Consider the following 14,167-nt stretch of genomic DNA (forward strand, 5'->3'; position numbering starts at 1 on the left):
AAAGAAAAAGGAGAAAACATTTCACCAGCTCAGGTATGTTTTCTCCTTACTATTTTAGTCCTGGTTGACCCCAGTATGATGATTAAAGACCCTGCGAACCATCTTATTAAATCCGCCATCTTGTCCATGTGCCTGTCTGCCATTTTGTATTTGGTCCCGATATTGGCTCATCTGTCTAACAAAGTCACGATTGGTTGAGATGTATACATTTTGAATGGTTCCGTCCGCAGCACGTACTTGTTGTGCAATTTGATCTTCCACGTATGGGTAAAGTTCACCATGAAAGTCATCAACCATAACAACCCCTACATAGGCATTGCCGTTTGCTGCAATAATCTCCGCACGTTTGACTTCATCTAATTTCTGAACATTATCCTCTGCTTCCTTCACTACCCGTAAACCATTTTTAACAGTCCTAGTGTTATTGTTATTGTTAGTGTTATTGTTAGTGTTCATAAAGTTTACATCTGGATTACCTAAACTTCTTACCGGATTTAGGGCTCCAAAATTGCGGTTACTCATCTCGCCGTGCTGGTCTGTTCCTCTTCCCTCTTCTTTCATATTACACCCAGCAATGAATACAGCCATAATGAAGCAGGTCAATATGATTTTAAGTGTTTTCATAAAATTCCTCCTAAAATGAGTTCATGCTTACAATTACCTTTATTCCCGACTTTTATGTAGAGATTAGGAGGAATTTTTTTTAAAAATAGGCTCTGTAAAGAAAGATGTTTCTTTTTCTCTGGGAATTCATTTTACCGGGGGATTGATCATCAACAATGTAATTTAACAAAGCTAAAGAATAAAATGAAGCCAATCCAAAAACACTAAACCATTGATGATTTTTTTGAGGAGGCTCCTTATGGATAGTGTGTTTGATTATGAAGATATTCAATTAATCCCTGCAAAAAGTGTAGTAAATAGCCGAACAGAGTGTGATACTTCTATCACTTTTGGCAGCAGAACCTTTAAGCTGCCTGTAGTACCCGCCAATATGCAGACCATCATTGACGACAAGATTGCAATATTCTTAGCGGAAAAAAGGTATTTTTATATCATGCATCGTTTTGAACCAGAGAAGCGGCTAAATTTTATTAAAGACATGCAATCCCGCGGGTTATTCGCTTCAATAAGTGTTGGTGTCAAAGAGGAGGAATATCGGTTCATTGAACAGGTAGCGGGAGAACAGCTATCTCCAGAATACATTACAATTGATATCGCACACGGCCATTCCAATGCCGTGATTAAGATGATCCAACATATTAAGCAGTACTTACCTCAGAGTTTTGTGATTGCCGGTAATGTGGGAACTCCAGAGGCCGTTCGCGAGTTAGAACGAGCTGGCGCAGACGCGACGAAGGTTGGGATTGGACCTGGAAAGGTGTGTATTACGAAGATAAAGACGGGATTCGGAACGGGTGGTTGGCAGTTGGCAGCTCTTCGCTGGTGTGCAAAGGCAGCAAGTAAGCCGATTATCGCGGATGGCGGGATTCGTACCCATGGAGATATTGCGAAATCGATAAGATTTGGGGCATGTATGGTGATGATCGGTTCCTTATTTGCTGGTCATGAAGAATCTCCTGGCGAAACGATTGAAAAAGAGGGAAAGCTGTATAAAGAATACTTCGGGTCAGCATCGGAATATCAAAAAGGTGAACGAAAAAATGTTGAAGGCAAGAAAATGCTCGTGGAGCACAAAGGTGCTTTAATCGATACACTAATTGAAATGGAGCAAGACCTTCAATCTTCTATCTCCTATGCTGGAGGAAAAGAGTTAGACGCCATCCGTCATGTAGATTATGTTATTGTGAAGAATTCCATTTTTAATGGTGATAAGGACTATTAACAGGCTGAGCGGGGTTTTCTCCGCTCAACTTTTGCTTATTTCCAACCTCCCCGTACTCCACCATTTAGCTTATAAAATCAATAATAACGTTCCAATTGTTATGATGATCCCTCCGATTATCGTGTGTTTGGCTGCTTTTTCTTTTAAAATACTAAAGCTTAAGATCATCGTGAGAACCACGCTGAATTTGTCAATCGGAGCTACTATTGAAACTTTTCCCATTGCAAGAGCAGCAAAATAGCATATCCAGGATAAGCCAGTAGCTACCCCGGATAAAACTAAAAAGACGTACCCCTTTTTCGAAATGTCCTTCAATTTCTTATGTGTTCCTTGGAAAAATACAATCACCCAGGCAAATATCAAGATTACAATGGTGCGTAGAAAAGTGGCCACATTGGAATCGACCCCTTCCATTCCGACTTTTGCCAGTATTGATGTTAAGGCGGCAAATACAGCCCCTAAAATCGCATACACAATATACCGCTGCGATCCTGAGAATCGTTTCTTTTCTTCATTTTTTCCAATCAAAATAAACGTTCCGATGGCAATAATTGCTCCTCCAACCATAATTAGAGGTTCTGCCGGCTCCCCTAAGACTAGGATTGAAAAAATAATCGTAAGCACGACACTCGATTTATCAATCGGTACCACTTTGGAAACATCACCAATCGCGAGAGCTTTAAAGAAAAATAACCATGAAAAGCCCGTTGCAAAGCCCGATAACAGAATAAACCATAATGCGCTAGTTGAAATCTGAGAAATCGTCTCAAGCTTACCCGTTATCATTACCATCATAAAAGCCATGATTAAAACCACAATCGTCCTGACTGCGGTCGCTAGGTTGGAATTTACATTTTCAATTCCTACCTTTGCTAAGATTGCAGTAAATGAAGCAAATAATGCCGCCAATAATGCTAAAATGATACTCATTTTACACCTGCTTTTTTCTATATTTATTAGTTTTAATATAAAGTTGTCGTAAATTAAGTGAAATATTTATATCATTGCTGAATATATATAGTTTAAAACCAATTTTCACTGGAAAGGGGAGTCTTGTCTTATGGATATCTGCATTTCTTGTGGAAACGAATTATCTCTCCCAGAGAGGAATCGAACTGAATGCTGGGATTGCAGGGATAAGTCAACGGAAGCCTATACAGAAGATGAATGAGGTAAGGTTCTGATTTTAGTCTAAATTATAGCATATTTAATAAGAGACACCCTATCACAATGGATAGGGTGTCTCTTATTTTTTTATTCGGTAACCCATGAAAGTCCAAGTGTTCCAACACCTGTGTGCACACCTGCAACAGTAATGAGCATTAGCTTCTCTGATTCAATCGTTGGGAAAGTTTCATTTATGATTTTTTCAAGACAATCTGCCTTTTCTTGGTCGTTCGCATGGACAATGGCGACTTTTTGAACTGATTTTGTTTCTAGGTCTTCCTTTAAATGATTTACCAGCCAAGCATGTGCCTTTTTTTCAGTTCGGACTTTATCCTTAATCTTTGCGGCTCCATCCTCAATTGATAAAATCGGCTTTATATTAAATAGCGAGGCTAGTATTTTTTGACTTCCAGATACCCTGCCGCTTTTATGAAGCTGATCCAAGTTGGATGGTACCAAAAACAATCGAGTGTGCTCCCGCAATTTATTTAATTGATCAACCACTTCACCTATTTCAAGACCCCGTTCCACTAGTTCTATTCCTCTTTTCACCAAGAAGGATAAGGGATAGGAACCGGTATGTGAATCGATGGCAAACAATTTAAATCCAGCCATTTCCGCCGCCATAACAGAGGTTTGATACGTGCCAGTTAAGGTACTGGAAGCATGAATGGCTACGCCAAAGTCATACTCTTCTTTTAACCTTTCGTATAGGTCGACGATGTCTCCGATATTTGGCTGAGATGATTGGAACTTTCCATCCTCATTTTTCATGCGATTATAGAAATCTTCCTCAGTTATATCTATTGTTTCTTTGTAAAATTTATCATTAATGACAACATGCAAGGGAATGACATGAATGTGGTGCTTATTAATAAACTCTTTGCTTAGAGAAGCCGTTGTATCCGTAATCCAGGCAATTTTGGGCTTGTTCATTTTATCACTTTCCTTCAATGAAGATTCTCTTTTTTTATATAGTAATAACTAAATTTAGTAGTATGGTTACGAGGATAACATTACAAAAATGAATAATTTCTCACAAGTTATATTTGTCATATACAACATAGATTTTTGGGTCTGATAAGCACGATTGTCACCGTTTTGACAAAATCAAAACAAAATTAACCTGTTTGAATCAAAATAGTGGTATAGTAAGAGAAAGTATTTTTACTATTTCAAAAATATAATTATTAATGGTTTCGACATGATTCATGTTTAGAAGGATTGAATGGTGTTTAAAACTGAATCTATTATTAAAAATGAGGTGTGAGCATGAAACAGGAGATTTCATTTATTCCAAGAGGACAATTAAAAACAAAGCCTGATACCGCTTCACTGGGTTTCGGGAAGTATTTCAGTGATTACATGTTTGAAATGGATTATCATAATGACCTAGGCTGGCATAATCCAAGAATTACTCCATATGAGCCATTAACACTAGATCCTTCAGCAATGGTTTTCCACTATGGACAAGCTATTTTTGAAGGGATGAAAGCATATAAGACTCCGGATGGTTCCGTTCAGCTTTTCCGTCCAGAGAAAAACATGAAGCGTTTCAACGAATCATGTGACAGGCTCTGCATTCCCCAAATTGATGAGGAGTTCTTATTAGAAGGCATTAAACAATTGATTACCACAGAAAAAGAATGGGTTCCAGATGGTGAAGGGACATCACTTTATATTCGTCCGTTTATTTTTTCAACAGAGGCTTATCTTGGTGTACGCCCTGCCAATCAATATAAATTGCTGGTCATCCTCTCCCCGTCCGGAGCCTATTATGGCAGTCAATTGAGTCCCGTTAAGATTTATGTGGAAGAGCAATATGTTCGTGCGGTAATTGGCGGAGTCGGCCATGTAAAAACAGCAGGCAACTATGCTGCAAGCTTGAAAGCACAAAAGAAGGCAGACGCAGGCGGCTACGCACAAATTCTATGGCTCGATGCGAAAGAGAATAAATATGTAGAAGAAGTCGGCAGCATGAATATCTTCTTTAAGATCAATGGAGAAGTAGTAACACCAAAGTTAAATGGCAGTATTTTGCCAGGTGTCACCCGTGATTCCGTTATTGAATTGCTAAAATATTGGAATATTCCTGTACGCGAAGAGAGAATTTCCATAGAAGAGGTATTTGCCGCACACAAACGCGGTGAACTCGAGGAAGTCTTTGGAGCAGGAACCGCTGCTGTTATTTCACCTGTTGGTGAACTAACTTGGAAAGACCAGTCCATCACCATCAATGACAATCAAATTGGTCAGCTGTCTCAGGATATCTATAATGAACTGACAGGGATACAACTTGGGAAGAAAGAAGATCCATTTAATTGGACTGTGAAAGTTACTTCAGTTGAAGGATAATCAATAAACTACTGAATATGTGGGATCCAGTTTGAGCTGGATCCTTTTTTATATTATTAAGACTTTTAAGGTATAGAACGATATAAAGATATACAAAATGAAAGGTAACTTTTTGAAACAATGATTCTATATTTCTCGTCTTTAATAATGCAGGATTTTTGATAAGAAAGGATTTGCGATTTTGAAACTTAACTGGAAAGGCAGACTGCTATTTACATTCATTATTGGCCTTATTATTTTATTCTTTGTACAAAACCCTATTGGCACCAGCATACTAAATCGATTAAACATAGGTGATTCTGGTCCAATGCCAACCGAACTTCATCCAACGGTGAGAGACCGGAGCAATCAATTGATCCAGCAAGCAGCTGCTAAAGGGATTGTGATGGTGATTACCGATGACTTCCGTAGCGCTGAAGACCAGGATCGACTTTATGAGCAAGGCAGGACAGTGGCTGGAAATATTGTAACCAATGCAAGAGGAGGAGAATCCTTTCACAACTTTGGGCTGGCGATTGATTTTGCCATAAAAACCCCTTCTACAGATATTATTTGGGATATGCAATATGATGGCAACCAAAATGGAATAGCAGATTGGAACGAAGTTGTGGAAATGGCAAAAGCCCTTGGCTTTGAATGGGGCGGCGATTGGTCTCAATTTAAAGATTATCCCCATTTACAAATGAACTTTGGCTTAACATTAGCCGACCTGCAAAACGGGAAAAGACCGGCAGATATATCTCTAACAGCCGATACCGATTAAGGTGTTGAGTGAAGCCCCCTTCCTCGCCTGCATATCCTTTTTAGAAAATTATCGGCCTGATTCGTAAGTAAAATCCAGTTTACTGGATTTTTTTTCATGCATTTCCTCTATCTTTATTTTGATGGCGAAATACGCATCACTAGTAAACCGTGTTATGATTGATTGATAGTTATTGATTTTATTAACATTGTTTATAGTTCTAATAATGATAAATACAACTGATAGGATGAAGAGATGAAAACAGAAGTCAGGTTAAAGGTGAAATCAAAGTTCGTTAAAAAATATAAAAGCGGCTACCCGCTTATTACCAAAGATACGATTATGAATCACAATGTTCTAGATGAAGAAGGTCGAACTATAAACCTTGTCGATGAACAGAACAACTTTATTTCCAAAGGTTATTATGGGAAACAAAATAAGGGTCTCGGTTGGGTGCTAAGCAGCAATGAAAAGGAGCAGTTCAATTATGCCTTCTTAAAAAAGACCTTGAAGTCCGCCATCACTCAGAGAGAATTTTATTATAAAAGTTCTGATACAACAGCATTTCGAGTATTTAATGGTGAAGGCGATGGCATCGGTGGTTTAACGATTGATTACTTTGATGGTTATTACTTAATTACCTGGTACAGTAAAGGCATTTATCATTTTCGAGAATTTATTATAGAGTCATTGAAGGAAATAGTGGAGTATAAAGCCATCTATCAGAAGAAACGTTTTGATGAAAGTGGTAAATACATTGAAGAGGATGACTTCGTCGCTGGCGAACGTGGAGAGTTCCCCATTATTGTGAAGGAAAACGGCGTCAATATTGCCGTTTATTTGAATGACAGTGCTATGGTCGGTGTATTCTTAGATCAAAAGGATGTAAGAAAAGCATTACGAGATGGATACACACAAGGGAAAAGAGTATTAAATACATTCTCCTATACCGGAGTGTTTTCAGTGTTTTCCGCTTTAGGAGGCGCAAAGAAAACGACAAGTGTCGACCTCGCCAATCGAAGCAAACGTAAAACAATCGAGCAGTTCAAAGTGAATGGAATTAAATATGAGGATCAGGATATCATTGTTGAGGACGTTTTCAACTACTTCAAATATGCTGTAAGAAAAGGGCTTCTGTTTGATGTCGTTATTCTTGATCCTCCAAGTTTCGCTAAATCCAAAAAGTTTGTCTTTAGTGCGGAAAAGGATTATAAAAACCTGTTAAAGGAAGCTATCTCCATCACTGAGGATAACGGAACGATCCTCGCATCCACCAATTCTAGCTCTTTTGATATGGACAAATTTAAAGGATTCATAGATACCGCCTTTAAGGAATCAAAAAAACGCTATAAAATAATGGAAGAATTCTCACTACCTGACGACTTCCGAACAAATAAACATTACCCAGAATCGGACTACCTCAAAGTAGTCTTCATTAAAAAAATAAAATAAAGTGCCAGTTCATAGGATTTACTGTCCACCCCACATGGACAGTGTCTACCGGTGGTGCCTGTCACCGCAGTCCCTGCGGTGACAGGCACCTTTGCTCTTGAATTTTATAGAATTTTCTGGTATATTTATATATAATTAAATATTTTCTTACTTCATTACCTTGAAGTGAGGATAGAGGCGCAAAGACCATAAGTACACAATAGGAGGATAATGAGGTCCTATGATGATTGTGGAAAGGGGAATTTGCCGAAGTGGATAGAATCTCATTTGTCTATGCCGCTGGTTCTGCTATTGAATAAATACAGAACTGTCATATAGGTGACTATATGGAGGGCTATCTTACGCAAAGGAACGGTTTTAATTTATGTTTCTACTGCAGTAGCGAGCCTTCGTTGCTGCTTTTTTGCGTTTACTATTGATTGACCTGATCTACCTCTAATTTTTATTAAAAATTATGTAAAGGGTGAGCTTGATGATTTTTGGCCAAGTTTTAACAGCTATGGTGACGCCATTTGATCAACATGGAGAGATTGACTATCACGCAGCTAGAACACTAGTAAATTTTTTAATTGATAATGGTACGGACGGATTAGTAGTTGCAGGAACCACTGGTGAATCCCCAACATTAACAACAGAGGAAAAAATTTCATTATTTAAATTCGTGGTCGAGGTTGCAGCCGGCAGAGTGCCTGTCATTGCTGGAACCGGCTCAAATAATACGAGAGCATCTATCAGCTTAACGAAACAGGCAGAAGAAGCAGGCGTTGATGGTATTATGCTAGTAGCTCCATACTATAATAAACCGTCTCAAGAAGGATTATTTCAGCACTTTAAAGCCATTGCTGAAGCTACTTCGTTACCAGTAATGCTTTATAATATTCCCGGACGCTGTGCCGTAAATATCTCTGTTGAGACAATCGTCCGCCTCTCTGAAATTAATAATATTGTTGCAGTAAAAGAAGCAAGCGGTAATCTAGATGCGATGGCAGAAATCATTAACCATACTCCAGATACATTCACTTTGTACAGCGGCGATGATGGACTAACCCTTCCAGTTCTAGCAATCGGCGGTGCAGGTGTAGTTTCCGTTGCTTCACATGTCATTGGCAATCAAATGCAAGAAATGGTCACACTGTTTAAAAATGGGCGCGTTCAAGAAGCTGCCGTTTTACATCGCAGCCTTCTGCCAATTATGAAAGCATTATTTATGGCACCAAACCCTACCCCTGTAAAGGCCGCATTAAATATGCAAGGTGTCCAGGTTGGAGATGTCCGCCTGCCGATGATTCCTTTAAATGATGATGAAAAAAGTGCGCTGCAAAAAGTCTTGCCAATCAATTCGTTGGTATAATCTGATTGTCATTCCTGTCCCTCTATGGGGCAGGTTTTTTTCTTAGGGTATTTTCTCGATGATTGTTGTTTTGAGTCAGAATACGTGCAGCTGACTTCTGACAGCTAAAGTCTTATTAAAACTCGTCGAGTCCGAATAACAGCAACTTCCATTTCCACATCCCTGTTCCGATCCTACCCAGCCCAGTAATGATATTCAATGTTTGTTTGGATTTATTTAGTACTGGTTAAACTAATACAAGGAAAAATGTGGAATAAGGGAGATAATTATGTCTACAAATCACGCTTCTCGCTCTGCCTATTTAGGGCGTAATCTACTTTCGGGCTGCTTACTAGGATTAGGGTTTGTCGCTTTCATTGATGAGGCTGTTTTCCATCAACTCCTCCATTGGCACCATTTCTATGATAAATCTACCCCAGATATCGGACTAGTATCAGATGGTATTTTTCATGCATTTAGCTGGTTTTCAACGGTTGCAGGGGCATTTCTGGTTTCCGATCTCCGTCGAAGAAATGCTTGGTGGCCAAAAAGATGGTTTGGTGGATTCCTAATTGGTGGAGGCGGATTTAATTTGTTTGATGGGACGGTCCAACATAAATTAATGAGGATCCATCAAATCCGTTATAACGTGGAGATTGCACCTTACGATTGGGTGTGGAACATACTTGCCGCTATCATGTTAATCGCTGGGTTAATAATCGTTTTTCGGACAGGCCGGGAATCAAAAGTGATGGAAGGAACAGCCTAAATGAATCATAACCATGTCCATCATGCAAGTGAGCTGCCAAATGAACTTCTTTTGGCTCTCCCCTTTGTACTAGCAATCCTGATTTATCTCCTATTAGGATTAGTCTCAAACCAATGTCATAAACAATGGCCGATATATCGATACATATTCTGGGTATCCGGAGTTCTTTCTGCTGCTGTTGCACTTATAGGTCCTATTGCCGACACTGCTCATATAAATTTTACGGCACATATGGTTGGCCATTTGTTCCTTGGGATGCTTGCCCCTCTACTTCTTGTACATGCTGCTCCAATGACTCTTCTGATGAGAACTCTAAGTGTTGGACACGCTAGAAAACTTTCTCGCGTGTTAAAGAGTTTCCCAGTTCGCATATATTGTCATCCGGTTGTCGCCTCCATACTCAATATTGGAGGCCTTTGGGTTCTATATACGACAGAACTGTACTCGGCGATGCAACATCATGTCCTTCTTCATATGGTCGTTCATTTTCACGTATTCTTAGCAGGATACCTCTATACTATTTCAATTATTTATATTGACCTGACAGCCCACCGGTATAGTTTTAGTTTACGTGCTATCGTGCTAATCCTATCGTTAGCGGCACACGGAATCCTCTCAAAGTACATTTATGCTTATCCTCCAGGGGGTGTACCCATTGAACAGGCACATATGGGAGGAATGATCATGTATTACGGCGGGGATATTATTGAAATTTGCTTGATATTCTTGTTTTGCCAACAATGGTATAAAGCTGCACGGCCACGAACTTCGGTATCGATAAGTCATTAAACAAAATTTCATGCACACAAAAAAACCTGTATCGATAAAATAGATATCATGAGTACAGGTTTTCTATAAATTTTACCCAACTTGTTTATCATGGATGGTAAAGGTTGGAAGCTAACGAGAAACCATCCTAAATACCTCTTGCCCTGCATAAGTTTAGCTCTACGAAAATATGATAAACTAAGTATCCTAAAAAAGGAGTTGTTAAAATGGTAATCTTTAATAAAATCGCTCTATTTTTTGTGGTTTTATACTCTGTCGTCATTATCTTAAATACTTATTTAGGAGAAACTGAACGGGTACAATCCAATGTTATTTACTTTTTAATGAATGGATTTGCATATATTGTTTCGGCTATGGATATTGAAAAAAGAAAAATTGAGTTACCAGAGTCCTAATTTTTATGAATTACTACAAAGTTAATTAAACGTTTGATTAGACCTTTTAAAGTCCTTTTATACAAAGGTCTCAACCCATTTAATCAAACGTTTGATTAGTTTTTATTTCTGCTATTTTCTTTAATTCTATTGCACGAATAACAATAAATTTTTTCATGTATTCTTCTAGAAACAATTTATCAATTAAGACTCCGAGAGGACCGAAACGTGACTTATATTGAAAATGATCAATCATTGTCGTTCCTTTTTCTTCTTCAATAAACTGGTGGATATGAATGAATGACTTGAACGCACCCTTTACCATTACATCGACAAAACTATGAGGCTTTTCCATAAAGATTACTCTTGAGGTTAACCTTTGTTTAATACCAAAGTGTACAGCCTCCCAAGTTACACTGTCACCTTCCTCCAACAGTCCCTTTGTTACACCTCCAACAGCTCTTTCCCTTGTTTTATAGGTAGTTTGAGTATGAACATTGACATCCCTGGCAAGATCAAAACAAGCCTCTATTGGCGCATTTATAAACAGCTTGTGCTCGATAACAGGCATTTCTACTTACTCCATTCTTGCTTTCATTTTAAAGGGTTTCCCAGCTGGCAATATACTCCGTTTGCTCATTTGGGAGAAGTAAGTCTGGTTTTTCCACGCTCCATCGTCCTTTAATATCTAATTCCTTACAGGCTAATTCAAACTGACACATCGCAATTCCCATATCTAAGAGCTGCATATCATATCCTAGTTTTGTACTATAATTCGGTGTATGCTCGATGTAAAAATGACATGCCTTTTTATCGCTAGACAATAAAAGTCTCCAAGGTTGTTTATTGGATGCAGATGGGCCAAGCCTAACCATCTCGATTGGTAATTCAAATAATCCTGCATTTTCTTTGTTCAATGGCACTTCAAATGTTGAATCATAAAATAGCTTATCCCATGGCTTTTTATTATCGGCTTTTACAACGTAGCGGAGTGCCTTATCGAATACCCGTTGTTTTTGATTCGGATATCCGATTGGTGTTATACAGGGAATGAATTCTCCTTCCGCGAGCTGAATTTCTTGTTCAAATGAATTTCGGTTGAACGTTCCTCCCATCCAGCAAGTACCGATTTCTAACTCCGTTAACCATAAGACTAGTTTTTGAAAGTTGTATGCAAACTCAACAAGAGAGTATTTACTGTTTTCTGCCACCCCTGCCAAATATGCCTGTGGATTTTTAATAAATCCATATGTGCCTAGCTTAATGCCTTTATCACTTACATTGTTGGTTACTTGTATGAACTCGATTCTGCCCCTACTCCCAAATGGTCCAAGTAAGTTATCTTCATTGCTTATGTAATCCTTTACTCTTTCAACATGAGATTCTTCAATATTTTTAATGTCAAAGTTTCGAACCGATTGGCGTTTTTTCATGGTTTCTATGATCGACTTTTCAAAAATCATCGAATCCCCCCTTCTGTAAGCACAGTTATTAGTGTCAAGTTCACTCCTATTGTAACCATTCACAATCATCTCCTACAACTTAACAATGTCAACTTTTCCGATATTTGGCTATTCGTTCCCTTTAACTCAAATAATTGAAGTCGTCGGTAACGAATAGAGAGTATTCGTTACCCTTAACCCTAATAATTACAGACTTCGGTAACAAATAGAGAGTATTCGTTCCCTTTAACCCAATTAATTGACGTCTTCGGTAACGAATGGAGGTAGAAATAAATCAACAAAAAAAGAGTGATTACTATGAATAGCAATCACTCTTTTCGAAGTATTTATGGGCCTAAATGGACTCGAACCATCGACCTCACGCTTATCAGGCGTGCGCTCTAACCAGCTGAGCTATAGGCCCTTAATTGGAGCGGGTGATGAGAATCGAACTCACAACATCAGCTTGGAAGGCTGAGGTTTTACCACTAAACTACACCCGCGTATAAAAATAAAATGGCTGGGCTAGCTGGATTTGAACCAACGCATGTCGCAGTCAAAGTGCGATGCCTTACCGCTTGGCTATAGCCCAATATTAGAAAAGTAAATGGGGCGGCTGATGGGAATCGAACCCACGAATGCCTGAACCACAATCAGGTGCGTTAACCACTTCGCCACAACCGCCAAAATAATATAGTTGAGGTTTAAATCGTGTAAACCTAGATAGTTTAATTGGTTGCGGGGACAGGATTTGAACCTGCGACCTTCGGGTTATGAGCCCGACGAGCTACCAGACTGCTCCACCCCGCGATAGTATAAACAATAAAATTTTGATTATGCTCTTAGCTTGAAAGACCGCCCCGATTTCAGAAAGTCTATTCAAGAAGCAGCTCAATCGGTTCGCTGTAGACCATTCGAAGAAGCTTATTCGAACGTGCTCCACCCCGCGATAATAGAAGTATTATGGAAAGTTTATTTTCGCTATCGCGAAAAAAATTTGGTGGAGGATGACGGGATCGAACCGCCGACCCTCTGCTTGTAAGGCAGATGCTCTCCCAGCTGAGCTAATCCTCCATAGTATGGAAAGTTATTTTTGTCTATTGATAAAAATCTTTGGTGACCCCTACGGGATTCGAACCCGTGTTACCTCCGTGAAAGGGAGGTGTCTTAACCACTTGACCAAGGGGCCATTCAAAAATCACAAAATAAAAACCCCAAAGGGGCAATGCCTGGCAACGTCCTACTCTCACAGGGACAAAGTCCCAACTACCATCGGCGCTGAGAAGCTTAACTTCCGTGTTCGGTATGGGAACGGGTGTGACCTTCTCGCCATTGCTGCCAGACTATTTATTTTGAGGTTTCATTCCCTCAAAACTAGATAATTTCAGAAGAAGTGTGTAAAACGAGTTCGCTTTTTAAAATTGGTTAAGTCCTCGAACGATTAGTATCAGTCAGCTCCACATGTTACCACGCTTCCACCTCTGACCTATCAACCTGATCATCTTTCAGGGTTCTTACTAGCTTGACGCTATGGGAAATCTCATCTTGAGGGGGGCTTCATGCTTAGATGCTTTCAGCACTTATCCCGTCCGCACATAGCTACCCAGCGATGCCTTTGGCAAGACAACTGGTACACCAGCGGTGCGTCCATCCCGGTCCTCTCGTACTAAGGACAGCTCCTCTCAAATTTCCTGCGCCCACGACGGATAGGGACCGAACTGTCTCACGACGTTCTGAACCCAGCTCGCGTACCGCTTTAATGGGCGAACAGCCCAACCCTTGGGACCGACTACAGCCCCAGGATGCGATGAGCCGACATCGAGGTGCCAAACCTCCCCGTCGATGTGGACTCTTGGGGGAGATAAGCCTGTTATCCCCGGGGTAGCTTTTATCCGTTGAGC

13 protein-coding genes, 7 tRNA genes, 2 rRNA genes and 1 riboswitch (1 of these 23 cut by a window edge) are annotated in these 14,167 nt (G+C 39.6%); of the genes, 8 read left to right on the top strand and 14 right to left on the bottom strand.

Going from position 1 to position 14,167, the window contains the following annotated elements:
- Positions 1-54 precede the first annotated feature (54 nt).
- The gene (locus QFZ31_RS18305; RefSeq protein WP_307305453.1) at positions 55-624 is read right to left on the bottom strand and encodes a YhcN/YlaJ family sporulation lipoprotein; all 570 of its coding nucleotides are present in this window, start codon (positions 622-624) and stop codon (positions 55-57) included.
- A gap of 238 nt (positions 625-862) precedes the next feature.
- Between QFZ31_RS18305 and guaC the strand changes: the two genes are divergently transcribed.
- Positions 863-1,846, top strand: coding sequence for a GMP reductase (guaC, locus tag QFZ31_RS18310; RefSeq protein WP_307305455.1), 984 nt, complete (start codon positions 863-865; stop codon positions 1,844-1,846).
- 69 nt (positions 1,847-1,915) lie between these two features.
- Here guaC and QFZ31_RS18315 read toward each other — a convergent pair whose 3' ends face one another.
- Together QFZ31_RS18315 and QFZ31_RS18320 are read right to left on the bottom strand one after the other, a co-directional pair.
- On the bottom strand, positions 1,916-2,776 hold the full coding sequence (locus tag QFZ31_RS18315) for an EamA family transporter (RefSeq protein ID WP_307305458.1): 861 nt from the start codon (positions 2,774-2,776) through the stop codon (positions 1,916-1,918).
- 324 nt (positions 2,777-3,100) lie between these two features.
- A complete protein-coding gene (locus QFZ31_RS18320) occupies positions 3,101-3,949 on the bottom strand; it encodes a DegV family protein (protein ID WP_307305461.1) in 849 nt (282 codons plus the stop codon).
- Between the two features lie 336 nt (positions 3,950-4,285).
- On the opposite strand from QFZ31_RS18320, the gene QFZ31_RS18325 reads away from it, so the two are divergent.
- From QFZ31_RS18325 to QFZ31_RS18355, 7 genes are all read left to right on the top strand, one after another.
- Positions 4,286-5,368 (top strand): branched-chain amino acid aminotransferase, encoded by a 1,083-nt coding sequence (locus QFZ31_RS18325; RefSeq protein ID WP_307305464.1) that lies wholly within the window; start codon positions 4,286-4,288, stop codon positions 5,366-5,368.
- Positions 5,369-5,549: 181 nt separating this feature from the next.
- The gene (locus QFZ31_RS18330) at positions 5,550-6,131 is read left to right on the top strand and encodes a M15 family metallopeptidase (RefSeq protein ID WP_307305467.1); all 582 of its coding nucleotides are present in this window, start codon (positions 5,550-5,552) and stop codon (positions 6,129-6,131) included.
- Between the two features lie 234 nt (positions 6,132-6,365).
- The gene (locus QFZ31_RS18335) at positions 6,366-7,562 is read left to right on the top strand and encodes a class I SAM-dependent rRNA methyltransferase (RefSeq protein WP_307305470.1); all 1,197 of its coding nucleotides are present in this window, start codon (positions 6,366-6,368) and stop codon (positions 7,560-7,562) included.
- 164 nt (positions 7,563-7,726) lie between these two features.
- Positions 7,727-7,907: riboswitch (Lysine riboswitch) on the top strand.
- A gap of 127 nt (positions 7,908-8,034) precedes the next feature.
- A complete protein-coding gene (gene dapA / locus QFZ31_RS18340; RefSeq protein ID WP_307305473.1) occupies positions 8,035-8,913 on the top strand; it encodes a 4-hydroxy-tetrahydrodipicolinate synthase in 879 nt (292 codons plus the stop codon).
- A gap of 268 nt (positions 8,914-9,181) precedes the next feature.
- On the top strand, positions 9,182-9,661 hold the full coding sequence (locus QFZ31_RS18345) for a DUF2243 domain-containing protein (RefSeq protein WP_307305477.1): 480 nt from the start codon (positions 9,182-9,184) through the stop codon (positions 9,659-9,661).
- Entirely contained in the window at positions 9,662-10,450 is a 789-nt protein-coding gene (locus tag QFZ31_RS18350; RefSeq protein WP_307305479.1) for a cytochrome c oxidase assembly protein, read from the top strand. It begins immediately after the preceding gene.
- A 206-nt stretch (positions 10,451-10,656) separates the two neighbouring features.
- The gene (locus QFZ31_RS18355; protein ID WP_307305482.1) at positions 10,657-10,845 is read left to right on the top strand and encodes a hypothetical protein; all 189 of its coding nucleotides are present in this window, start codon (positions 10,657-10,659) and stop codon (positions 10,843-10,845) included.
- A 79-nt stretch (positions 10,846-10,924) separates the two neighbouring features.
- On the opposite strand, the gene QFZ31_RS18360 is transcribed toward QFZ31_RS18355, so the two are convergent.
- The 11 genes from QFZ31_RS18360 to QFZ31_RS18410 form a co-directional block, all read right to left on the bottom strand.
- A complete protein-coding gene (locus QFZ31_RS18360; protein ID WP_307305484.1) occupies positions 10,925-11,395 on the bottom strand; it encodes an SRPBCC family protein in 471 nt (156 codons plus the stop codon).
- 28 nt (positions 11,396-11,423) lie between these two features.
- Complete coding sequence (locus QFZ31_RS18365) at positions 11,424-12,287, bottom strand: nitroreductase family protein (protein WP_307305486.1); 864 nt, start codon at positions 12,285-12,287, stop codon at positions 11,424-11,426.
- Between the two features lie 329 nt (positions 12,288-12,616).
- Positions 12,617-12,690: transfer RNA gene (locus QFZ31_RS18370), tRNA-Ile, on the bottom strand.
- Positions 12,691-12,695: 5 nt separating this feature from the next.
- A tRNA-Gly gene (locus QFZ31_RS18375) sits at positions 12,696-12,769 on the bottom strand.
- Positions 12,770-12,783: 14 nt separating this feature from the next.
- Positions 12,784-12,858: transfer RNA gene (locus QFZ31_RS18380), tRNA-Gln, on the bottom strand.
- 16 nt (positions 12,859-12,874) lie between these two features.
- A tRNA-His gene (locus QFZ31_RS18385) sits at positions 12,875-12,950 on the bottom strand.
- A 49-nt stretch (positions 12,951-12,999) separates the two neighbouring features.
- Positions 13,000-13,076, bottom strand: a tRNA-Met gene (locus tag QFZ31_RS18390).
- A gap of 188 nt (positions 13,077-13,264) precedes the next feature.
- Positions 13,265-13,340: transfer RNA gene (locus tag QFZ31_RS18395), tRNA-Val, on the bottom strand.
- Between the two features lie 40 nt (positions 13,341-13,380).
- Positions 13,381-13,455: transfer RNA gene (locus QFZ31_RS18400), tRNA-Glu, on the bottom strand.
- 38 nt (positions 13,456-13,493) lie between these two features.
- Positions 13,494-13,609: ribosomal RNA gene (gene rrf / locus QFZ31_RS18405) — 5S ribosomal RNA — on the bottom strand.
- A 78-nt stretch (positions 13,610-13,687) separates the two neighbouring features.
- Positions 13,688-14,167: ribosomal RNA gene (locus QFZ31_RS18410) — 23S ribosomal RNA — on the bottom strand; it runs 2,457 nt beyond the window's last position.

It is taken from the genome of Neobacillus niacini (assembly GCF_030817595.1).
Classification (GTDB): domain Bacteria; phylum Bacillota; class Bacilli; order Bacillales; family Cytobacillaceae; genus Neobacillus; species Neobacillus niacini_G.